Raw genomic sequence first — 22744 nt, forward strand, 5'->3', positions numbered from 1 at the left:
GGGTAATTATTCTGAAAGAATGATTGTTAACCCACGTCGTCTTATTTGCGAGACGGTCGGTGCAACCCGCTGCGAGCGCGCATATTACTGGCGTTTTAACGCAGATGCTTGACCGAATACAGCTAGGCCGCCGACCTGTAGTTTTAATGCAAATGCGGGCGGCATTCCCGTGGGAATACCGCCCGCATTTTTAAAGGGCGCGATCGCAGCCCGCTTGCCGCGAGCTGCTCGCCGGACACGCTTCGAAGCGCATCGGATCAGGGATACAGACCGCGCATTTCGCGCGCCTGCAGGATCCGCGTACACGCGACGATGAACGCCGCCGTGCGCACCGACACCTGGTGCTCGCTCGCGACCTGCCACACGCCGGCGAACGCTTCGCGCATCACGCGCTCGAGACGCTGGTTGATCTCGTCCTCGGTCCAGAAGAAGCTGGAGAAATCCTGCACCCACTCGAAGTACGACACGGTCACGCCGCCCGCATTCGCGATCACGTCGGGAATGACGAGGATGCCCTTGTCGGTGAGGATGTCGTCCGCCGCGGTCGTGGTCGGGCCGTTCGCGCCCTCCACGACGATCTTCGTGCGAATCTTCGCCGCGTTCTTCTCGGTGATCTGATTTTCCAGCGCCGCCGGAATCAGGATGTCGCTTTCGATCATCCAGAATTCTTCCGCCTGCACCGGGTCCGCGCCCGCGAAACCGCCCACGCCGCCGTTCTTCGCAACGTGATCGAGCAGCGCGATGGTATCGAGGCCCTTCGAGTTATGAATCGTGCCCGTGTGATCCTGCACGGCGATCACCTTCGCGCCCGCTTCCTGGAACAGCTTCGCCGCGATGCCGCCGACGTTGCCGAAGCCCTGCACCGCGATGCGTGCGCCTTCGATTTCCATGCCGATGCGCCGCGCCGCTTCCGTGCCGACGACGAACACGCCACGCCCCGTCGCTTCCTTGCGGCCGAGCGAACCGCCGAGCGAGATCGGCTTGCCGGTCACGACGCCCGTCGCCGTCTGGCCCTGGTTCATGGAGTACGTGTCCATCATCCACGCCATGATCTGCTCGTTCGTGTTCACGTCCGGCGCGGGAATGTCCGTGTTCGGCCCGATGATGATGCCGATCTCGCTCGTATAACGACGCGTCACGCGTTCGAGTTCGCCACGCGACAGCGTGCGCGGATCGACGCGGATGCCGCCCTTCGCACCGCCGTACGGCACGTTCACGGCCGCGTTCTTCACCGACATCCACGCGGACAGCGCCATCACTTCGGAGAGCGTCACATCCTGGTGGTAACGCACGCCGCCCTTGCCGGGACCGCGCGACGTGTTGTGCTGCACGCGATAGCCTTCGAAGTGCGCGACGGTGCCGTTATCGAGTTCGATGGGGCAATCGACGACGAGAATGCGCTTCGGGCGCTTGAGCGTTTCGAGCCAGCGGGAGAGCGAACCGAGATACGGGGCGACGCGGTCGACCTGCTGCAGATAGTTTCCCCACGGTCCGAGATCGTCGGCATGGAGATACGACGGAATGGCGTGTTTTGCGTCCGGCGCTTGCACAGGTTGCTTCGAGGCAGACATTGAGGCTCCAGCGGTGAAGGAATGCGCTCATTGTCGAAAAACGGCGTTTCCAAATCCAATGCCGTTTGGTCATCCCATCATGCATTTTGTGCATAACGTCGGAGCGCCTTACGCGGCGGGCTTTTCCGCGGATTCCTTCTGCAATTCCTCGCCGACGGCATCCCAGAGCGCGCGCATCAACGCCTGACGTGGCTCCTCGCCGGCGGCGGCGAGCTTGTCCCGATAAAGCCGGATTTCCATGGTCAGCGTGAACTGGCCGGCGGGCGTGCCGCGCGTGCCGCGATCGAGGCGCACGAGCCGCCCCTCTTCCACCGCGTCCTCGACCGCGCTGTGCGGCAGAAACGCGACGCCGTGGCCCGCGAGCGCCATCGCTTTCAGTCCTTCGGCCATATCGGTTTCATAGACCTTGTCGAGATAGAGCCGCGCGGGCGCGGTCGCGATGATCACTTCCGTCATGCGCCCGAGATACGCGTTCGGCGTGTACGACAGATACGGCGCCGGCGACTCGGCCGTCGCGGGCAGCGTGAAGCGCGCGCGGCCGCCTTTCGTGACCGCCGAGAACGGGCTGATCGGCTCCGCGCCGAGCGTGAGCATGTCGTAGCGCGCGGGATCGAGTGCGACCGGATGACTCGGATGGTGATAGCCCATCACGAGATCGCAGCCGCCTTCGACGAGCGACAGCACCGCATCGTGCACGTTCAGCGCGCGCAACCGCGTGCGGATGCGCCCGAGCCGCGCCTCGATGTGTTCGAGCCAGCGCGGAAAGTACGTGAGCGAAAGCGTGTGCGGCACGGCGAATTCGATGGTCGCCGACGGCACGCCGCCCTGCCCGCGCAGCAGCGTGCGCGCCTCGTGGAACTGCGAGAGCATCGCGAGCGCCTGTTCGTAGAACACGTTGCCGGCTTGCGTGAGGCGCGTCGGATACACGGAACGGTCGATGAGCTCCGTGCCGAGCCACGCTTCCAGCGCCTGGATGCGTCGCGAGAATGCGGGCTGCGTGATGTGCCTCAGTTCGGCGGAGCGGCTAAAGCTGCGCGTCTCCGCAAGCGAGACGAAGTCTTCCAGCCATTTGAGTTCCATGTCGATGCGCGCGTGAGGACCAAGACCGCACATTCTAGCGGGCGCATGAACCGTGCGAAGGCGCGGCGCACCAACGCCAGGCGGCGACGCACACGCGCGGTGCTCTCGTGTCCGGACGACTCCGCCCGGGCTTTCGCTCGCGTGCCGCGTCAGCGCTGGCGCGACATGTCGCATCGCTCGAATGGGCATTCCATTGGCATGATGCTTGCAATTTTCAGGGCCGTCGCGTGCCGGTTCGGCAGCGCGCGCATTCACGGTACATGCAATGTCCAATCTGATCGCATCGCTCAAGAGCGGCAACTGGCGCTCGCTGCTCGCCTGCTTCCTTTACTTCGACACGGGCTTCACCGTCTGGGTGTTGTACGGACCGCTCGCGCCGTTCATCGGCCGCGACGTGACGATGTCCGCCGCGCAACAGGGCTTTCTGGTCGCGGTGCCGGTGCTCGCCGCGGCGATCCTGCGCGTGACGCTCGGCAATCTCTATCAATCCGCCGACGGACGGCGCGTCGCGCTGATGGGCGTCGCGCTGTCGTCGATTCCATCGATCGTGCTGCCGCTCATGTCCGGCGCGCCGTCGTATTCGCTTCTGCTCGTGCTCGGCGTGTTTCTCGGCATGGGCGGCGCGAGCTTCGCCGTTGCGCTGCCGATGGCCGGCAGCAACTATCCGCCGAAGGTGCAAGGACTTGTGCTCGGTCTCGCCGCCGCAGGCAATATCGGCGCGGTGCTCGACGGCTTCCTGTTCCCGCATCTCGCCGATGCCTTCGGCTGGCGGATGTCGACCGCCGCCGCCTTGCCGCTGCTCGCGATCACGGCGGTCGCGCTCTACGCGTGGGCGGCGGATGCGGGCGAGAAAACCGGCAGCACGATGCGCGCGCTGTCCAGCTTCGCGGTGACGCTTTTCAGCCTGATCGTGCTCGTGCTCGCGGTGCACGGCGGCGTGTTCGGCGGCGGCAGGGCCGGCGTGCTGCTGTTGCCTGTGATTGGCGCGCTGATCGCCATCGCGGTGCTGCCGCGGCGCTACCGGTCGGTGCTGCGCGAACGCGATACGTGGGTCGTCATGCTCATCTACAGCATCACGTTCGGCGGGTTCGTGGGGATGTCGTCGTATGTGACGCTCCTGCTCACGTCGCTGTATCAGATGCCGAAGCTCGAAGCCGGCCTCTTCATGTCGCTGCTCGCGTTTCTCGGCGCGATCGTGCGGCCGTTCGGCGGCTATGTCGCGGATCGCGTGACGGGCGTGCGCGCGCTGCTCGTGCTGCTCGCCGCGATTGCCGCCGGCGACTTCGCGTTCGCGATCTTCATGCCGCCGGTTGCGGGCGGTCTCGCGATCCTCGTTTGCCTGTATATCGCGTTCGGGCTGGGCAACGGTTCGACGTTCCAGCTCGTGCCGCATCGCTGGAAGGGCAAGACGGGGCTGCTGTCGGGGATCGTCGGTGCGGCGGGCGGGATCGGCGGGTTCTATCTGCCGGTGATCATGGGCATCGCCAAGGAAAGCACCGGCAGCTATCAGATGGGCTTCGCCACTTTCGGCGTGCTCGCGACCTGCGCGTTCGGCGCCTTGTTCGTGCTGCGCGGGCAGTGGCTGCGCTGGTCGTCGACTTCGTCGCATGCGCACGATGGCGTCGCGATCGGCGGGGCGCACGCGATGGAGTGAGGCAGTCGCTCATGGGCTGCGCGACATATTGTCGGCGAACCAATATGGATGGGAGTTTTCTGGTTATCTGATTTGTCCGTTCTCGATAGATTGGCCGATGCAGCGAACAGGCCCCGCATTCATTGCTCGTTCGCCGCAGACCAATCCATACAAGGCGAATCAAATCAAATGCGCATCGTCAAAACATTACGCATCGTGGCGCTCGCCGCGATGCTTGTTTCCGTTTGCTCGGGCAACGCTTCCGCCGCGTCGGCCACGACCGGAGGACAGCCCAAGAGTCTGATGATCCAGGTATCAACATGGAGCACTTCAACGAGCGATCTGGTCTCGAAGATGAACTACGTTTGCTCGGAGCATCGCAATCCCGCCAATCCGGGCCTGATTCAGAACCTCGTGCTGACCGATGTCGCGTCCGCCGATCCGAACGCTTCGCCGCTGGAAACCACGCCGACGGCCAATGACGTTCTGCTAACCGATAGGCTCAACGCGTTGCTGCCTTACTTTCCGGGCGGCAACGGGCCATGCAATTTCGATAACGTCTTCGTCGGAACGATCGATCTGAACGGCGCGAAGCCTGCGGGTGCGGGCGATTCGTGGATCACGTATCGCGAGGGCATCAAAGATCCGAACTTCCGCACGAACATGCTGCAGCGCTCGCTGAAGGTCGCACAGGCCTTTCAGGACTATGTGAGCAAATCGAACAACCCGAAGGTGCTCTATCACTGGTATGTCTCTCAGGAAAGCCTGCTCGACTTGTTCACCGATCCCGCTGTCGAACAAGGCTACGAGGCCTTCATGATCGAGCACATCAAGGATCTGTCGAGCGTGGCGCCCAATCGCGCGTTTGTCTGGTCGCCCGGTTTTCAGGTGTTGCCCTACAACGTGACTGCTTCAGACAAAACCTTGCTGGAGAGCCACCTCAAAACCTTCTTCAACGCCGTGCGAGCAGGTGTGCATCCGTTCAATTCCTATCACGCGAACGACGGCGGCCCGATCTGGCTTCATATGCAGGATCACGTCGGCTCGATGGCCAGCTCCTCGCCAACCATGACTAAGGAGGACGCCGCGAACTGGTATTTCTTCCTGAACGGCCTGTATCCTTTCACGATGCTCGGCATGAACGTCGGACAGTACACGACCATCAACGGCAATTGCTGCTTCGCAGCCGATTCCGATGAGCTGATGAGCCGCGAGCAATATTACTTGCAGCAAAAGATCGGGTTGGGCGCGGCATTCGAGCTTCGGTACTGGTATTCGAACAACCATCCGTAAAGCAGACAGCGCACGCGACCGGTTCTACACGCCCGCAGTGTGCGCGTGCTCGGTCGCTGCACTGTTGTGCGCCTCTACCGCCCGTTGCTGCTGCAACGCCCACATCTGCGCAAACAACCCGCCCGCGCTCAGCAATTCCGCGTGCGTGCCGCGCTCCACGATGCGTCCGTGATCCATCACGATGATCTGCTGCGCGTGCACGACCGTCGAAAGCCGGTGCGCGATGATGAGCGTCGTCCTCTCGCGCGCGATCGAATCGAGTTCGCGCTGAATCGCGCGCTCGGATTTCGAATCGAGCGCGGACGTGGCTTCGTCGAAAATCAAAATGGGCGGATTCTTGAGCAGCGTGCGCGCGATCGCGACGCGCTGCTTCTCGCCGCCCGACAGCTTCAGCCCGCGTTCGCCGACCGCCGTGTCGTAGCCCGCCGGCAGCGCCTCGATGAACTCGTGGATATGCGCCGCGCGCGCCGCCGCAATGACTTCCTCGCGGCTCGCCGACGGCCGTCCGTACGCGATGTTGTAGTAGATCGAATCGTTGAAGAGCACCGTGTCCTGCGGCACGATGCCGATTGCCGTGCGCAACGAATCCTGCGTCACGTCGCGAATATCCTGCCCGTCGATCGTGATGCTTCCGCCCTGCGCGCGATCGAGATCGTAGAAGCGAAAAAGCAGGCGGCCGAGCGTCGATTTGCCGGAACCGCTGTGTCCGACCACCGCGGTCGTCGTACCGGCCGGAATCGTGAAATCGACGCCATGCAGAATCTGCCGCGCCTTCTCATACGCGAAGCTCACGTTCTCGAAACGCACTTCGCCGCCACGCACGGCGAGCGGCGGCGCGTTCGGCGCATCGGGCACTTCGCGGCCCGCGGATAGCAGCGTGAACATGCGATCCATGTCGGTCAGCGCCTGCTTCAGTTCGCGATACACCACGCCTAAAAAATTCAGCGGGATATAAAGCTGCAGCATGAACGTGTTGATGAGCACGAGATCGCCGAGCGTGAGCCGCCCCGCCATCACGCCCTGCGTCGCGCGCCACAGAATGAACACGAGCCCGAGGCCGATGATCGTCTGCTGCCCGAAATTCAGCATCGACAGCGAGCGCTGCGACTTGATCGCCGCCGTGCGATAACGCTGCAGGTTTTCATCGTAACGGCGCGCTTCCCACGCTTCGTTGCCGAAGTACTTCACGGTCTCGTAGTTGAGCAGCGAATCGATCGCGCGCGAGTTTGCCTTCGAATCGAGATCGTTCATCGTGCGGCGAAAGTGCGTGCGCCACTCGGTCACTTTCACCGTGAACACGATGTACGTCACGAGCGCAACGAACGTGACGATGGCGTAGTACGCCTCGTATTTCGTCACGAAGAACGCGAGCACGAGCCCGACTTCGACGAGCGTCGGCAAGATGCTGTACAGCGAATACGAGACGAGTTGCTGAATGCCGCGCGTGCCGCGTTCGATATCGCGCGACATGCCGCCCGTCTGCCGCTCCAGATGAAAACGCAGCGACAGCGAATGCAGATGGCGAAACACCTGCAGCGCGAGTTGCCGCACGGCGCTTTCGGTGACTTTGGCGAAGAGCAGTTCGCGCAGCTCGGTAAAGAGCGAAGTCGACAGCCGCACGCCCGCATACGCGACCACCAGCAGCCCGATACCGCCGATGAGGACGATGCCCGGCGCATCGTTCGCGCGCCCGAGCGCGGTGAGATGCTGCACGGAGGCGAGACCATCGACGATATGCTTCATCACGATCGGCACGCCGAGATTCGCGACCTTCGCGCCGATCAGGCAGGTCAGCGCGAACGCGACGCGCCATTTGTACGTGGTGAGATAAGGCAGCAGCGAGCGGATCGTCTGCCAGTCGTTGCGCGGGCCCTGGGGCATGGGCCCGGGCTCGCTGTTGGAATAGCGGCGCATGAGTCGTATTGTGTGAGCGCGTCGCGTGGGGGCGCGGCGTCGGGGACGCTTATAGTCGAAGCGGGAGCACGTCGGCCACATGCTTTCCCGTACAATTTACTGGAAGCCCCTGGCGCTTTCGAGGTCATTGCCTCGCGCCCGCGGGCCTCTTCATAAATAGGCATTGTCGCAGAAGCTTCAAGGGGCCGCTTGGCGCCGCGAGCCTCGGCCCATGCCGCGCAAACCGGACTCTCTTCATGGCCGAACCATCGACACTTCCCGACAAGCACGTCGCGCTGCGCGTCGTGCCCCAACCCAGCGACGCCAACGTCCACGGCGACGTCTTCGGCGGCTGGATCATGGCGCAAGTGGATATCGCCGGCGCCATTCCGGCGAGCCGCCGCGCGAATGGCCGCGTCGCGACCGTCGCGGTGAATTCGTTTCTGTTCAAACATCCGGTGTTCGTCGGCGATCTGCTGAGCTTTTACGCCGATATCGTGAAGACCGGCAACACGTCCGTGACGGTATCGGTCGAGGTGTATGCGCAGCGCATGAGCCTCGCCGAAGAAGTCGTCAAGGTGACGGAAGCCACGCTCACCTACGTCGCGACCGACCGCGACCGCCGTCCGCGCGTGCTGCCGTCGCTCGACTGAAGAGACTCAGTGAGGCAGTACGCCTTGCTGTAGCAGGCCGGGAATCGCCTCGTGCGGCATCGGGCGCGAGAACAGATAGCCTTGCATCTCGTCGCAATCGCGCTCGCGCAGGAAGTCGTGCTGCGCGTGCGTTTCCACGCCTTCCGCGATCACCTGCAATTCCAGCGAATGCGCGAGCGCGATGATCGCCGACGTGATGGTTTCGTCGTCGCTCGACGCGCCGATATCCGCGACGAACGAGCGGTCGATCTTCAGCCGATGCACCGGAAAGCGCTTCAGATACGAAAGGCTCGAATAGCCCGTGCCGAAGTCGTCGATGGCAATGCCGATACCCAGCGCCGATAGCTCCGAAAGCATCGTGATGGCTTCCTCGGCGTTGCGCATGATCGCGCTTTCGGTGAGTTCGAGTTCGAGATAGCGCGGCGCGAGGCCGGTCTCTTCGAGCACGGACGTCACGAGCCGCGCAATGTTGCGCTGCTGAAAATGCCGCGCCGACAGATTCACCGAAACCCGCGCCGGCGGCAGTCCCGCATCCTGCCACGCCTTGTTCTGCCGGCACGCCTCGCGCAGCACCCATTCGGACAGCGGCCCGATCAGCCCGCTCTCCTCCGCCACCGGAATGAACGACGCCGGCGAGACCAGTCCCTGCTCGGGATCGTGCCAGCGCACGAGCGCCTCGATGCCGACGATCGCGCGCGTCGTCATGTCCACCTGCGGCTGATAGTGCAGCAGGAACTCGCCGTCGCGCAGCGCGCGGCGCAGGCGGCGTTCGAGATTCATGCGCGCGCCGACGCTCGCGTTCATCTCCGGCTGATAGAACTGGTACGTATTGCGGCCCATGTCTTTCGCGCGGTACATCGCGAGATCGGCCTTCTTCATGACGGTTTCGGCATCGTCGCCGTCTTGCGGGAAGAGACTCGCGCCCATGCTGCAGCCCACGTACAGCTCGGTGTCGTCGAGCCAGACCGGTTCGGAGATCGCCGCGCGCGTGCGCTCCATCCACGCGATCAGGCCGGCTTCGTCGGTGAGATCGGGCAGCACGACCACGAACTCGTCGCCGCCGTGACGCGCCACGGTATCGCTCGACCGCGCCGAGCGTGCGAGCCGATCCGCGATCACCGCGAGCAGCCGGTCGCCGACGCTGTGGCCGAGGCTGTCGTTCACGTTCTTGAAGCCGTCGAGATCCATGAACACGACGGCGATCTTCGTCTCGCGCCGCCGCGCCGTCTCGATCGCATGCTGCAGCCGGTCGCGCAGCAGATTGCGGTTCGGCAGGCGCGTGAGCGTGTCGTAATTCGCCTGATATTCGAGCTCTTCCTGATAGCGCATCAGGTCGGTCACGTCGTTGATGATGCCGATGTGATGCGTGGTCAATCCCTGCGCGTTCGGCACGGGCGCGACGAAAAGCTGATTCCAGAAAAGCGCGCCGTCCTTGCGATAGTTGCGCACCACGACGCTCGCCTCGGTGTTGACGGCGAGCGCGCGGCGAATTGCGGTGAGCCCGTCCTGATCGCCGTCCGGTCCGTGCAGGAAGCGGCAATCGTGGCCGATGACCTCGCTCGGGTCATAACCGGTGATGCGCTTGAACGCCGGATTCGCGTACTCGATCACGTTCGCGCCGTCGACCACGCCCGTAATCAGGATCGCGTTCACGCTCGCGTCGAGCGCACGGCTTTGCAGGCGCAGCGCGAGCTCGGCGCGCTTGTGATCGGTGACGTCGTGATACGAGCCGAGTATGCCGATCGTCTGGCCTTCGCCATCGAGCAGCGGCAGCTTGCTGGAGACCACGGTGCGCAACTCGTCGCCCATCACGATGTCGCGCTCGTGATGCATCTTCGGCACCGTCGTGACGATGACTTCTTCGTCGTCGGCGCGCACGACATCCGCGAGCGCGCTCCACGGCAGTTCGTAATCCGTCTTGCCGATGACCTGCTCGTTGTACGCAAGACCCGCGTCGCGCGCGAACGCGTTGTTGCAGCCGAGATAGCGCAACTCGCGGTCTTTCCAGAACACGCGCTGCGGAATATTGTCGATGACCGCTTCGAGCATCTCGTTCGAGCGGCGCGCCTCGGCTTCCGCGTTGATGCGATCCGTGACGTCGTTGGCCAGCATGAAGATGCCGGGCCGGTTCGAATAGGCGAGCGCGTGATGCGACACATCGGCGCTGACGATCGAGCCGTCCTTGCAGCGATAGCGCCACACGCCCGCCGGGCCTTGTCCGGAGATCGCCGACATCGGCCCGTCGCCCGTTTCGCGGCCGCTGCGCGCGAGCCGCGCGGCGAAGCTGTCGAAGTCGTCGGCGTGGTGCAGATCGCGCAGCGTCATGTTCATGAACTCCGGCTCGTTGAAGCCGAAGCGTGCGATCGCGGCCGGATTCACGGCGATGAAGCGCATCGTTTCGCGATCGACGATCCACATCGGCACGGGATGCGCCTCGAACATGCCGCGAAAGCGTTCGTTGCTGCGCTGCCTCGCGCGCACGACGCCGAGCTTTTCGCGCGACTGGCGCTCGTGGCTCGCAAACAGATAGATGAGCACGCCGCTGCCCGCGAGCATCGTGAAGACGAGCAGCAGCATGGTGCCGCTCGACGCCTGCGCGGACTCATCGAGCGCGCTGATCGTCGCGTTGTCGATGCGCGTGCGCATGGCGGCGATTTCTTCGTCGACGGCCTGCTGATCTTCGCCCAGCGTGACGAACGCGGCATCGGCCCAGGCGCGGGAGTCGTCGGGGCGGGCGTGCTTCGCTTTCTCGAACGCCTGATCGGCGTCACGGCGCATCACGGCGGCGCGTGCGGCGAGCGCATCGAAGGCGGCGCTCAGGCCGGGCTCCATCGCGAATTGCGCGCGCAGGCCGCTTTCGAGCGCATCGAGATGCGCGACGCGCTCCTGATGGCGCGCTTCGGTGTCGGCGATGCCGGTCGCTTCGAAACGGCTCAGTTGCGTGAGCGATTCGCCGAGCGAGCCGCGATACGCCGCGAGATCGCGCAGGAGGCTCATCGAGCGCAACGTGCGGGCGTCGCTGTCGCGCAATCCGCCGATGCGTTCGCACGCGACGAACGCATTCGCGCCGAGCGCGGCCAGAACGACGGCGATGTTGACGAGCAAACCTCTGGAGAGGAATCGGGTCATGAGCGGCGGGCTGAATCCTTGGATGCGCGTCGGACGCGCATCAAGGCCTGAGCGCGTCCACGCGAATGCGCGGCGTGAAAGCATTCCACGCCGCGATTAATGGATAACGCCCAATAACGGCACCGCTCGCCCTATATTTAGGGCTTGTCCGCAAATAATCCGACTAAAGCGCACGCTTAACGTTTGCGTGCCCTGCTCCCGGTGTGCGGATCAGTCGGCGAGGCCGAATTCGCGCATCGCGGGCAGAAAGTCGTGATTGACCTTGTCCGTGTTGCGCGAGAGTTTCGCGAGCGCATAGCGCTGGAAACGGTCGAGCTTGCCCCAGCCGTCGAGGCTCGGCGCGCTGATGCCGCACAGGCTGCTTTGCCGGATCACGGCTTCCGGCACGGCGTCGGCATGCGCCCAGACGGGCTCGGGATCGCGCTCGATCTGCTCGGGCGCGGCGTTGGCATGCGTCTTCATCATCTCTTCGAGCGCGAGATCGAAGTTCTTTTCGAGTTCGGCGTCGTCTTCGACCGGAAAGCGCGCGAGCAGCACGCGATCGGCGTGCGGAAGCTGCTGCCATTGGTCGAGCGTGATGCGCATGCCGAAGCGATCGAGATTGAAACGCACGGCGAGCGGAATGAAGCGCAGATTGTCCGAGGATTCGACTTCGAATCCAAAGAGACGGGCGGCGTCGTAGAGTCCCATAACAAGCCTCGTTGGATTGCGCGGGGTGCGCGGCGCGCATTGCCCGCTTAAGTTATTGTAGGGCCTAGGATCTGGCTGGAACCATTGCAATCTAGCCGCTGTTCGCGGTTCGATGCGTGCGGACAGCAACCGAACAGCAACAATAGGCAGCAAGTCACATACCCGACTTTACTCGAAGTGCGCGGTCAGGAGCATTGAAGTGAACCAACTCGAAACCGACGATCAACCCGGCTTCGTCGAGCGCCAGGTGCGCCGGCACCGTCACGGCGAGAGCGCGATCGCGGCGGATAACGTCGGTCAGGAATGGCCCGTCGCGCTCGTGTACAACGGCATCTCGCACGCGGTGATGATGTGCACGCCGCGCGATCTCGAAGCCTTCGCGGTGGGCTTTTCGCTGACCGAAGGCATCGTCGAGCGCGGCAGCGATATCCACGATATCGAAGTCTATTTCCGCGACGACGGCGTCGCCTTGCCGCATGCCGAAGTGCATCTGCAGGTCGTGCAGCAGGCGTTCGCGGCACTCAAGGACAAGCGGCGCGCGCTCGCGGGCCGCACGGGTTGCGGCGTGTGCGGCATCGAGAGCATCGACTTGCTGGATCTTCAGCCCGAGCGCGTGCCGGACACGGGCTTCTTGAACCGTCTCGCGCCCGATGCCATCGAGCGCGCCGCGCGCGAATTGCCCGCGCATCAGCGGTTGACGAAGCTCACGGGCGGCCTGCACGCCGCCGCGTGGTGCGACGAGACCGGCGCCGTGCGCCATGCGTTCGAGGATGTCGGACGCCACAACGCGCTCGACAAGCTCATCGGCCAGCTGATCCTCGCGCGCGAGGACACGACGCAGGGCTTCGTGTTCCTGTCGAGCCGCGCGAGCTACGAGCTCGTGCGCAAATCGGCGCGCGTCGGCGTGCCAATGATCGCGACGATCTCCGCGCCGACCTCGCTCGCCATCGCGATTGCGAAGCAGGCGAGCCTGCGGCTCGTCAGCTTCGCGCGCGAAAACAGCTTCGTCGAATACGACGTGGAATGACGCGGCTCATTCGAACTGGCTGAAGTTCGGCTTGCGCTTGTCGAAGAACGCCTGAAACGCCTCGCGCGCTTCCGGCGCGACGAGCATCCGCGCGAAATGCCCGGCTTCGTCTTCCATGCGCGCGGTCACTTCGCCGGCTTGCGCGCTTTTCATCAGCGACTTGGTCACGCGCAGCGACGACGCCGGCAGCAGCGCAAGCCGCTTCGCCTTGTCGAGCGCGTAGGCATCGAGCCCGGCGGCATCGATCGCGCCGTTGACGAAGCCCATGCCGATCGCTTCGTTCACGTCGAACGCTTCGCCCAGCAGGAGCTTTTCCGCCGCGCGCTGATAGCCCGCCGTGCGCGGCAGCAGCAGACTCGACGCCGCTTCCGGACACAGCCCGAGCTGCGAGAACGGCAGCGAGAATTTCGCGTTCGCACTCGCGTAGACGATGTCGCAATGCAGGAGCATCGTCGTGCCGATGCCCACGGCCGTGCCCGCCACCGCCGCCACGATCGGCTTCGGGAAAGCGGCGATGCGCCGCAGGAACTGGAACACGGGCGCGTCCAGCCCTTTCGGCGGATCGTTCAGGAAGTCGTCGAGATCGTTGCCCGCGCTGAACGTCGTGCCGATGGCGCGGATCAACACCGCGCGCACCGTCGGGTCCATCTCGGCTTCGTAGAGGCCATCGGCCATTTCCTGATACATCGCCGCGGTGATCGCGTTCTTCTTCTCCGGACGGTTGAGCACGATGCTCAGCACGCCGTCCGCGCGTTCGATCTGAATCTCCATCCGCTGTCTCCTGTATTGCGTCCACGCGCCTTTGCCGACGCGTGGACGCGCCTCGATCAAAGCCGCTCGATGATGCCCGCCGCGCCCATGCCGGTGCCGACGCACATCGTCACCATGCCGTACTTCAGGTTGCGCCGGCGCAGGCCGTGCACGACCGTCGATGCGCGGATCGCGCCCGTCGCGCCGAGCGGATGGCCGAGCGCGATCGCGCCGCCGAGCGGATTGACCTTCGACGGATCGAGACCGAGATCGCCGATGACGGCGAGCGCCTGCGCCGCGAACGCTTCGTTCAGCTCGATCCAGTCGATGTCGTCCTGCTTCAACCCTGCCGCCTTCAGCGCGGCCGGAATCGCCTCTTTCGGACCGATGCCCATGATTTCCGGCGGCACGCCGCGCACCGCGAAGCTCACGAAGCGCGCGAGCGGCGTCAGGCTGAACTGCTTCAGGATTTTTTCCGACACGACGATCAGCGCGCCCGCACCGTCCGACGTCTGCGAGCTGTTGCCGGCCGTGACCGAGCCCTTGTTCGCGAACACCGGACGCAGCTTCGCGAGACCTTCGACCGAGGTTTCCGCGCGCGGACCTTCGTCGAGCGCGATCTCGCGCGCGTTCACGCGCACTTCGCCCGATGCGAGATCGGGAAAGCGCTCGTTGAGCATGTAGGCCGCGATTTCATCGGCGAATTCGCCCGACTGTTGCGCCGCCAGCGCACGCCGATGCGACTCCGCCGCGAACGCGTCCTGCGCCTCGCGGCTCACCTTCCAGCGCTCCGCGACTTTTTCCGCCGTCAGGCCCATGCCGTAAGCGATGCCGACGTCCTCGTTGCGATCGAAGATATGCGGCGACAGCGACGGCTTGTTGCCCATCATCGGCACCATGCTCATCGACTCGCAGCCGCCCGCGATCATCGCGTCGGCTTCACCGACACGGATGCGGTCCGCCGCCATCGCGAGCGCCGTGAGACCCGACGCGCAGAAGCGGTTCACCGTCACGCCGCCGACCGTGTTCGGCAAGCCCGCGAGCAACGCGCCCATGCGCGCCACGTTCAGGCCTTGCTCGGCTTCGGGAATCGCGCAGCCGACGATCGCGTCTTCGATCACGCTCGTGTCCAGCCCCGGCACGCGCGCGACGGCGGATTTGATCGCGTGGACGAGCAGCTCGTCCGGCCGCGTGTTCTTGAACACACCGCGCGGCGCCTTGCCGATCGGCGTGCGGCTCGCGGCGACGATGTATGCGTCTTGAAGTTGTTTATGGCTCATTCTGTGCTCCGCGATTAGTTACGCACCGGCTTGCCGGTCTGCAACATGCCCATGATTCGCTCTTGCGTCTTCTGCGTGCCGAGGAGGTCGACAAACGCGCGGCGCTCCAGCGCCAGCAGCCATTCCTCGTCGACGAGACTGCCCGCTTCGACCTCGCCGCCGCACATTGCTTCAGCGATGCGGCTCGCGATTAGATAGTCGTGATCGCTGATGAAGCGGCCATCGCGCATGTTGACGAGCGACGCCTTGATGGTCGAGATCGCCGAGCGGCCCGCGACGGGCACCTGCTTCACGCGCAACGGCGGCCGATAGCCCGATGCGGCGAGCGCGCGCGCTTCCTTCTTCGCGATGTCGAGCAACTCGTGCACGTTAAAGACGATCGTGTCGGACGGCTTTAGATAGCCCATCGCGCGGGCGTCGAATGCGGACGACGAGACCTTCGCCATCGCCGCGTTTTCGAAAGACTTCTGCAGGAACTTGAGCAGGTCGCTCGTGGCGTTGACGGCGCTCGCGGCTTCCGCTGCGCGCAACGCGGCTTCCTTGAGACCGCCGCCCGCCGGCACGAGACCCACGCCCACTTCGACGAGCCCGATATAGCTTTCGACATGCGCGACACGCTTCGCCGATTGCAGCAGCAATTCGCAGCCGCCGCCGAGCGCAATGCCCGATACCGCCGACACGACCGGCACATTCGCGTATTTCACGCGCAGCATGCCTTGCTGGAATTTCGCGACGAACGGCTCGATGCCCTTCGCGCCGCCCATCATGAACGCGGGCATGGCTTCTTCAAGGTTGGCGCCCGCCGAGAACGGGCCGCCCGGCGCGCCGAGCTGCAGCGACGTCGGCTGCCAGATCACGACGCCCGCGTACGCCTTCTCGGCGAGTTCGATCGCTTGCGTGAGGCCGTCGATCACGCCGGGACCGATCGTGTTCATCTTCGTCTTGAAGGACACGATGACGACGTCGCTCTGATCGTCGTCCAGCCATGCGCGCACGTTTTCGGTTTCGAAGAGCGTCTTGCCGAAGGTCTTCGGATCGGCGCCCGACTCACCTTCGAGCGGCGCGCGGAACACTTGCTTCTCATACACGGACAAGGTCGAACGCGGCATGAAACGGCGCGCGGCGGGCGACCACGAGCCTTCGTTCGTGTGCACACCGTTCGCCTGCGCGACGGGACCGTCGAGCACCCACGCGGGCAGCGGCGCGTTCGAGAGCGCCTTGCCTGCATCGATATCTTCCTGCACCCACTGCGCGACCTGCTGCCAGCCCGCCGCCTGCCAGCTTTCGAACGGCCCCTGATTCCAGCCGAAGCCCCAGCGGATCGCGAGATCGACATCGCGTGCGTTGTCGGCGATCGATTCGAGATGCACCGCGATGTAATGGAACACGTCGCGGAAAATCGCCCAGAGGAACTGTGCCTGTTTGTTGTCGGTTTCGCGCAGGAGCTTGAAGCGCTCCGCAGGCGGACGCTTCAGAATGCGGCCGATGAGTTCGTCGGCTTTCGCGCCGCCATCGACATAAGAAGCCGTCTTCGCGTCGAGCACCTTGATCGCACGGCCTTCCTTGCGATAGAAACCGGCGCCGGTTTTCTGGCCGAGCGCGCCGTTCTTTACGAGCGCTTCGAGCACGGGCGGCGTCTTGTAGACCGCGAAGAACGGATCGTCGGGCAGGTTGTCCTGCATCGTCTTGATGACGTGCGCCATCGTGTCGAGACCGACGACATCCGCCGTGCGGAAGGTCGCGGATTTCGCGCGGCCCAGGCGCGCGCCGGTGAGATCGTCGACTTCGTCGAAGCGCAGGCCGAACTTTTCCGCTTCGGCGATCACCGCGAGGATCGAAAACACGCCGACGCGATTCGCGATGAAGTTCGGCGTGTCCTTCGCGCGCACGACGCCCTTGCCGATCACGCTCGTCAGGAAGGTTTCGAGCTGGTCGAGGATGTCGTGTTGGGTTTGCGCGGTCGGGATCAGTTCGACCAGGTGCATATACCGCGGCGGGTTGAAGAAATGCACGCCGCAGAAATGCGCCTTGAGTTCATCGGAGAAACCGTTCGACAGTTCCGTGATCGACAGGCCCGATGTGTTGCTCGCGAAGATCGCGTGCGGCGCGATATGCGGCGACACCTTCTTGTAGAGATCGTGCTTCCAGTCCATGCGCTCGGCGATGGCTTCGATCACGAGATCGCATTCTTTCAGCTTCTCGATGTCGTCGTCGTAGTTGGCTGGTTCGATGTAGTGGGCGTCGTCTTTTGTCCCTAGCGGTGCTGGGGAGAGCTTCTTGAGGTTTTCTATCGCCTTCAGCGCGATGCCGTTCTTCGGGCCTTCCTTGGCTGGAAGGTCGAAGAGCATGACCGGGACGCGGGCGTTGGTGAGATGGGCAGCGATCTGCGCGCCCATTACGCCTGCGCCGAGGACGGCAACTTTCTTGATTGTCAGATTGCTCACGAGGGGGTCACTCCTGATGTTCGTGAAAATTTTGATTCTGCTTTTTTCGTGAAATTCTGTTTTCGGGGAATCCTGATTTCGTGTCGGTCTATTGGCTCTGCCCCTCCCCGGGGCGGGGGTAACTTTCTTTGCTGCTGCAAAGAAAGTCACCAAAGAAAGCAGCTTCTCACCGCCCGCGGTCACACGCAGTTTGGCCACTCTTCTCCTCGGGGAACGGCCCTCGCCTAAAGAGTGCCCTCAAAGGCCCAATCGGGCTTGGATCGCGCACGGTCCGTCACATCGCACCGCTTAACGAACCGGTACAGCCATATCAAGCTCCAGCCCGCTTCGCGGCCGATGGGAAGAGCGGGTTTGCGTGCGCCTTCGTGTTCCGTTGGTTTCCCTCGCATACCCCGCGGCAGCGCGCAGCGCTGTGCCGAAGCTATTTCGTGCTGAACCAGCGCTTTCAAAGTTATGGCGTGTCAGACCGTGTGCGATCCAAGCCCGATTAGTCCTCCGAGGGCGACACTTAGGCGAGTGCCGCTGTGGGCTGGCAAGCATGGTCAAACTGCGTGTGACCGCGGGCGGTGAGAAGCTGCTTTCTTTGCCTACTTTCTTTGCAGCAGCAAAGAAAGTAGGTGCCGCCCCGCACAGGGGCAGCGCTGATAAACCGACACGATCACAAGATCCGCCGAAAAAAACCTTAAAACAACGCTTCGTCGTAATCCATCATCGGCTTGGCACCTGCACGAGCGGCCCGAATCGTCGAAGCCGTCTCCGGCAAAAGCTTGGCAAAGTAGAACCGCGCAGTCGCCAGCTTGGCGACATAAAACGCATCCCCAGAGGCTGCGCCATCAAGCGCAACCCGCGCCATCCGCGCCCAGAAGTAAGAGAACACGAGATGCCCGACGGTCCGCAAATAAGGCACCGCAGCCGCCCCGACCTCGTCGGGATTCTGCATGGCCTTCATGCCGATCTCCATCGTGAGCTTCTGCACCTTCCCACCAATATCGGCGAGCGGATTGATGAACTCCTGCATCTCCGGCTTCACGCCTTCCTGCTCGACGAAATCCGACACGAGCTTGCCGAAGCGCTTCAGCTTCGCCCCCATGTCGCCGAGAATCTTGCGGCCGAGCAGATCCAGCGCCTGAATCGAGTTCGTGCCCTCGTAGATCATGTTGATGCGCGCATCGCGAACGTATTGCTCCATGCCCCACTCGGAGATGAAGCCGTGCCCGCCGTAAATCTGCATCCCCATGTTCGTGCCTTCGAACGCGTTGTCCGTCAGAAAGGCCTTGATGACCGGCGTGAGCAGCGCGACGAAATCGGCGGCCTCCGCGCGCACGGCTTCGTCCGCGTGCGAGAGTTCCTTGTCGATGTTCAACGCCGCCCAGTACGTGAACGCGCGCCCCGCTTCGGCGTAGGCTTTCTGCGTGAGCAGCATGCGGCGCACATCCGGATGCACGATGATCGGATCGGCCGCCTTCTCGGGCGCCTTCGGACCCGTGAGCGCGCGCATCTGCAGACGCTCCTTCGCGTACACGAGCGAGTTCTGATAGGCGATCTCGGTCAGCCCGAGCCCCTGCATGCCGACGCCCAGGCGCGCGGCGTTCATCATCACGAACATCGCGTTCAAGCCCTTGTTCGCCTCGCCGACGAGCCAGCCCTTCGCGCCGTCGAGATTCATCACGCAGGTCGCATTGCCGTGAATGCCCATCTTGTGCTCGATCGAGCCGCACTTGATGTCGTTGCGCGAGCCCACCGCGCCGCTCGCGTCAGGCACGAACTTCGGCACGATGAAGAGCGAAATGCCCTTCGTGCCCATCGGCGCACCCGGCAGACGCGCGAGCACCAGATGAACGATGTTCTCCGCCATGTCGTGCTCGCCGCTCGAAATGAAGATCTTCGTGCCGGTGAGCGCGTACGAACCATCGGGGTTCGGCTCGGCCTTCGTGCGCAACATGCCGAGGTCCGTTCCGCAATGCGGTTCCGTGAGGCACATCGTGCCGGTCCACTCGCCCGAGACGAGCTTCGGCAGATACGTGGATTTCTGTTCGGGCGTGCCATGCGCGTGCAGACATTCGTACGCGCCGTGCGAGAGGCCGGGGTACATCGTCCAGGCCTGATTCGCCGAGTTCAGCATTTCGTAAAGCGCATTGTTCACGAACGCGGGCAAGCCCTGGCCGCCGTACTCGGGATCGCACCCGAGCGCGGGCCAGCCTGCATCGATGTACTGGCGGTAAGCTTCCTTGAAGCCGGCGGGCGTCTTCACGACGCCGTCGCCCTCGTAAGTGCAGCCTTCGCGATCGCCGCTCTGGTTGAGCGGAAACACGACTTCCGAGCAGAACTTGCCGGCTTCTTCGAGCACCTGATTGATGGTGTCCGCGTCGAGGTCGGCATGCCTGGGCATGCTCTTCAATTCGGCTTCGACCTTCAGCACTTCGTGCAGCACGAACTGCATGTCGCGAAGGGGGGCGGCGTACTGTCCCATGTATTTCTCCAGTTTCCTCGGGCTTCTGGTTTGCGCGCCGCCGAACCACCTTGTCGATGCGAACGGCGCCGCTAACGGCTGTCGGTTTGATGCGAAGTCACGTTCGTCGCCCCATTCGGCGCGGGTTGCGGCGCGCCCACTTCGGCGTTCGCATTCGGCGTCTGATAGGACACGATCGTCTTCTCCAGCGCGTCCCGCGTCAGTTGCACCGCCTCCGGCAGATGCAGGAAGCGCGCGTCGTGATGCAGGCCGAGCGTGAAGCTGTACAACTCGAAAAGCATCAGATGCGGATCGGTCTCCGCCTTCAGATGCCCTTCGTCCTTCGACTGGCGGATCGCGCGCAACAGCGCTTCGCGCCACATGCTCACGCTGTGCACCAACTGCTCGCGCACGGCGCTCGCGGCGCGGTCGTCGTACTCCACCGCTCCGCTGATGTAGATACAACCCGTGGTCACTTCCTGGATGCGCTTCTCCATCCAGCGATTCATCATCGCGCGCAATCGCGGCAAGCCGCGCGCTTCGCGCAGGCTGGGGAAGAACACTTCATCCTCGAAGCGCCGGTGGTACTCGCGCACCACTTCCACCTGCAAATCCTCTCGCGAGCCGAAATGCGCAAACACACCGCTCTTGCTCATCTGCATCCGTTCGGCCAACAGGCCGATCGTCAGCCCTTCAAGACCGTCACGGCTCGCCAATTCCAGTGCTGCGTCGAGAATCGCGGCCCGCGTCTGTTCGCCTTTTCGCATGATGTCCCTACCGTTCTTATGTGACCCGTAAAATCGAACGGCCGTTCTATTATTGTGGCCGAACGTTGGTGTTACAAGCAAAATTTTAGATACGCGTTTCTAAAACGCAGGGCTTGTATGTAGGATAAATCTCAATAATGCCCGCAGCCATTGTCTCGTTTTTATATACGGACTGCCTGTAAGTGACTGCCCGAGTTCCCATTTCATGGGAGGTCGCGCTTGCGTCAGCTCGCCGCCATTATCTTGCGCAGTGTGAGTGTTTTGCCAGATTAATCGTACTGACCGATCGTGATCATTTTCATCATCAGACGATAGCTGTTGTAGGCCAACCAGTTAAGCGCCCGCTCCGTAATCGGCCGCGAAGCATAATGCTTTTCGTCGATGGGACGCCCTTCGTCGAAGGCCTGGAGAATGGCGTCGTGCAGCCCGGCGATCTCCGGATGATTGACGAGCACCATGTTGGCCTCGTTGTTGAGCACGAGCGAGAGCGCATCGAGGTTCGACGAGCCGATCGTCGCCCAGTCCGCGTCCACGACCGCGACCTTGCCGTGAAGCATCGTCTTTTCGTATTCGGCGATGCGCACGCCGTGCTTGAGCAGGTTGCCGTAGAGAAAGGGCGTTGCGTAATCCAGCGCAACGAACTCCTTGCGACCGATGACGAGCGACACGCGCACCCCGCGCTGCGCCGCATAAACGAGCGCACGCCGCAGCTTGCGCCCCGGCATGAAGTAAGGATTCGCAAGCAGCACTTCACTCTCGGCATGCGCGATGGCGCGCAGATACGCCTTCTCGATGGCGCGGCGATTCAGCAGATTGTCCCGCGCGACGAACGCGATGCACGGCCTGTCGACCGCGTGGATCTCCCCGAGCCGCGCGCGCCGTCGCGCCAGCATCGCGCGGCGGGCGTTCCAGCGGCCCGGCGCGCGCTCGTCTTCCTGCTGCGGCTCGCAGCCCGGCTGTGACGGCTGACGCGGCTTCACGCCGAGACGAATGCGTTGCCATTGCAGGTCGAACGCCTCGCGCACGTCCTTGACGACGGGGCCTTGCGCTTCCATCGCGAAATCCCAGCGCGGCCGTTCGAGGCGCGTGCCGTTCTGATCGTAGTCGTCGACGATATTGATGCCGCCGCAGAACGCGTAGATTTCGTCGATCAGCGCGAGCTTGCGATGCGTGCGCGACCAGCCTTGCGGTCCGAACAGCAGATGCGGGTTGTAGATGCGATGCTCGACGCGGCGCTCCTGCCACAGCTTGAACATCGGCAGATTGCTTTCGGTGCCGATGCCATCGGTGATCACGCGCACCGCGACGCCGCGCTCGGCCGCGCGCACGAGCGCATCGGAGACGGCGCGGCCGATGTCGTCGTTGGCGAAGATGTAGGTTTCCAGCGACACCGACTGCTTCGCGTTGTCGATGCGCTCGATCAGGGCCGGAAAAAACTGCTCGCCGTTCTTGAAGAGCCGAACATGGTTGCCGGACGTGAAGCAGAAGCGCAGCGGCCGGCGGCCCGAGAACAGCGCCTGACGCAGCCGCTTGAAACTGCGCCGCGGACGCAGTCCGATCATCGGCTATGCGCCGCGAGGCGCTCGGGCAGTTGCAGGATCGCTTCCCGGTTCGACCACGAGAAGCACCGGTCGGCTGCCTCGCGAAACGGCAGCCACAAGTGTGCGGTGTGTTCGCGCGGCGCGAGTGTCACTTCGAGACAATGCGGCACGCAAAGGCTGAACTGGTGTTCGGTGTTCTGCACGACGCCTTCCGCATACCGATGCCGCCACTGCGGATAGATCTCGTACTGAATGCTGTGATGCCAGTCGATGAGCGCTTTCTCTGGCACGAGCGCGCTGCCGATCACGATGCCCGTCTCTTCCTGCACCTCGCGCGTGGCGGTCTCGGTGAACGGCTCGTCGATGCGATCCTTCGAGCCCGTCACCGATTGCCAGAAGCCTTGGTGATCCGCGCGTTCGATGATGAGCACGTCCAGGTCCGGCGTATGGATGACAACGAGTACGGATTCGGGAATTTTCGGCGGCTTGAGCATGTCGTTTGGAACGCGCGTTTTCTTTGTCTGCACTTTGCCAAAGACTGTAA

Annotated in this window: 16 protein-coding genes; 4 read left to right on the forward strand and 12 right to left on the reverse strand. The window is 63.5% G+C overall.

Annotation, left to right across the window (positions count from 1 at the left end; all coding sequences use genetic code 11):
• Positions 1 to 257: 257 nt before the first annotated feature.
• Entirely contained in the window at positions 258 to 1571 is a 1314-nt protein-coding gene (locus AWB70_RS00935; protein WP_041730119.1) for a Glu/Leu/Phe/Val family dehydrogenase, read from the reverse strand.
• 108 nt (positions 1572 to 1679) lie between these two features.
• On the reverse strand, positions 1680 to 2651 hold the full coding sequence (locus AWB70_RS00940) for a LysR family transcriptional regulator (RefSeq protein ID WP_053567412.1): 972 nt from the start codon (positions 2649 to 2651) through the stop codon (positions 1680 to 1682).
• Positions 2652 to 2916: 265 nt separating this feature from the next.
• On the opposite strand from AWB70_RS00940, the gene AWB70_RS00945 reads away from it, so the two are divergent.
• Positions 2917 to 4305 carry an MFS transporter gene (locus AWB70_RS00945; protein WP_053567411.1) on the forward strand — a complete coding sequence of 463 codons (1389 nt, stop codon included), beginning with the start codon at positions 2917 to 2919 and terminating at the stop codon, positions 4303 to 4305.
• Positions 4306 to 4473: 168 nt separating this feature from the next.
• Positions 4474 to 5577, forward strand: a complete 1104-nt coding sequence (locus AWB70_RS00950) for a hypothetical protein (RefSeq protein ID WP_053567410.1) — start codon at positions 4474 to 4476, stop codon at positions 5575 to 5577.
• Positions 5578 to 5601: 24 nt separating this feature from the next.
• Here the strand turns inward: AWB70_RS00950 and AWB70_RS00955 are convergent, their stop codons facing one another.
• A complete protein-coding gene (locus tag AWB70_RS00955) occupies positions 5602 to 7491 on the reverse strand; it encodes an ABCB family ABC transporter ATP-binding protein/permease (RefSeq protein WP_053567409.1) in 1890 nt (629 codons plus the stop codon).
• A 236-nt stretch (positions 7492 to 7727) separates the two neighbouring features.
• Here AWB70_RS00955 and AWB70_RS00960 point away from each other — a divergent pair, with 236 nt between their 5' ends.
• Positions 7728 to 8123 carry an acyl-CoA thioesterase gene (locus AWB70_RS00960; protein WP_014190391.1) on the forward strand — a complete coding sequence of 132 codons (396 nt, stop codon included), beginning with the start codon at positions 7728 to 7730 and terminating at the stop codon, positions 8121 to 8123.
• Between the two features lie 6 nt (positions 8124 to 8129).
• Here AWB70_RS00960 and AWB70_RS00965 read toward each other — a convergent pair whose 3' ends face one another.
• Positions 8130 to 11252 carry a sensor domain-containing protein gene (locus tag AWB70_RS00965; RefSeq protein WP_053567598.1) on the reverse strand — a complete coding sequence of 1041 codons (3123 nt, stop codon included), beginning with the start codon at positions 11250 to 11252 and terminating at the stop codon, positions 8130 to 8132.
• Between the two features lie 210 nt (positions 11253 to 11462).
• Positions 11463 to 11942 (reverse strand): nitrate reductase associated protein, encoded by a 480-nt coding sequence (locus tag AWB70_RS00970; protein ID WP_014190389.1) that lies wholly within the window; start codon positions 11940 to 11942, stop codon positions 11463 to 11465.
• A gap of 199 nt (positions 11943 to 12141) precedes the next feature.
• On the opposite strand from AWB70_RS00970, the gene fdhD reads away from it, so the two are divergent.
• A complete protein-coding gene (gene fdhD, locus AWB70_RS00975) occupies positions 12142 to 12969 on the forward strand; it encodes a formate dehydrogenase accessory sulfurtransferase FdhD (protein WP_014190388.1) in 828 nt (275 codons plus the stop codon).
• Positions 12970 to 12975: 6 nt separating this feature from the next.
• Here fdhD and AWB70_RS00980 read toward each other — a convergent pair whose 3' ends face one another.
• The 7 genes from AWB70_RS00980 to nudB form a co-directional block, all read right to left on the reverse strand.
• Entirely contained in the window at positions 12976 to 13740 is a 765-nt protein-coding gene (locus AWB70_RS00980; RefSeq protein WP_053567408.1) for an enoyl-CoA hydratase, read from the reverse strand.
• 56 nt (positions 13741 to 13796) lie between these two features.
• Positions 13797 to 14999 carry an acetyl-CoA C-acyltransferase gene (locus AWB70_RS00985; protein WP_053567407.1) on the reverse strand — a complete coding sequence of 401 codons (1203 nt, stop codon included), beginning with the start codon at positions 14997 to 14999 and terminating at the stop codon, positions 13797 to 13799.
• Between the two features lie 14 nt (positions 15000 to 15013).
• On the reverse strand, positions 15014 to 17443 hold the full coding sequence (locus tag AWB70_RS00990) for a 3-hydroxyacyl-CoA dehydrogenase/enoyl-CoA hydratase family protein (RefSeq protein WP_053567406.1): 2430 nt from the start codon (positions 17441 to 17443) through the stop codon (positions 15014 to 15016).
• 682 nt (positions 17444 to 18125) lie between these two features.
• Positions 18126 to 19913 carry an acyl-CoA dehydrogenase C-terminal domain-containing protein gene (locus AWB70_RS00995; protein ID WP_053567405.1) on the reverse strand — a complete coding sequence of 596 codons (1788 nt, stop codon included), beginning with the start codon at positions 19911 to 19913 and terminating at the stop codon, positions 18126 to 18128.
• Between the two features lie 71 nt (positions 19914 to 19984).
• Entirely contained in the window at positions 19985 to 20659 is a 675-nt protein-coding gene (locus AWB70_RS01000) for a TetR/AcrR family transcriptional regulator (protein WP_014190383.1), read from the reverse strand.
• A 269-nt stretch (positions 20660 to 20928) separates the two neighbouring features.
• On the reverse strand, positions 20929 to 22221 hold the full coding sequence (locus AWB70_RS01005; RefSeq protein ID WP_053567404.1) for a phospholipase D-like domain-containing protein: 1293 nt from the start codon (positions 22219 to 22221) through the stop codon (positions 20929 to 20931).
• Entirely contained in the window at positions 22218 to 22694 is a 477-nt protein-coding gene (gene nudB / locus AWB70_RS01010; protein WP_053567403.1) for a dihydroneopterin triphosphate diphosphatase, read from the reverse strand. Before nudB ends, AWB70_RS01005 begins: the two co-directional genes overlap by 4 nt.
• Positions 22695 to 22744: the final 50 nt, after the last annotated feature.

The organism is Caballeronia cordobensis (assembly GCF_001544575.2).
Classification (GTDB): Bacteria; Pseudomonadota; Gammaproteobacteria; order Burkholderiales; family Burkholderiaceae; genus Caballeronia; species Caballeronia cordobensis.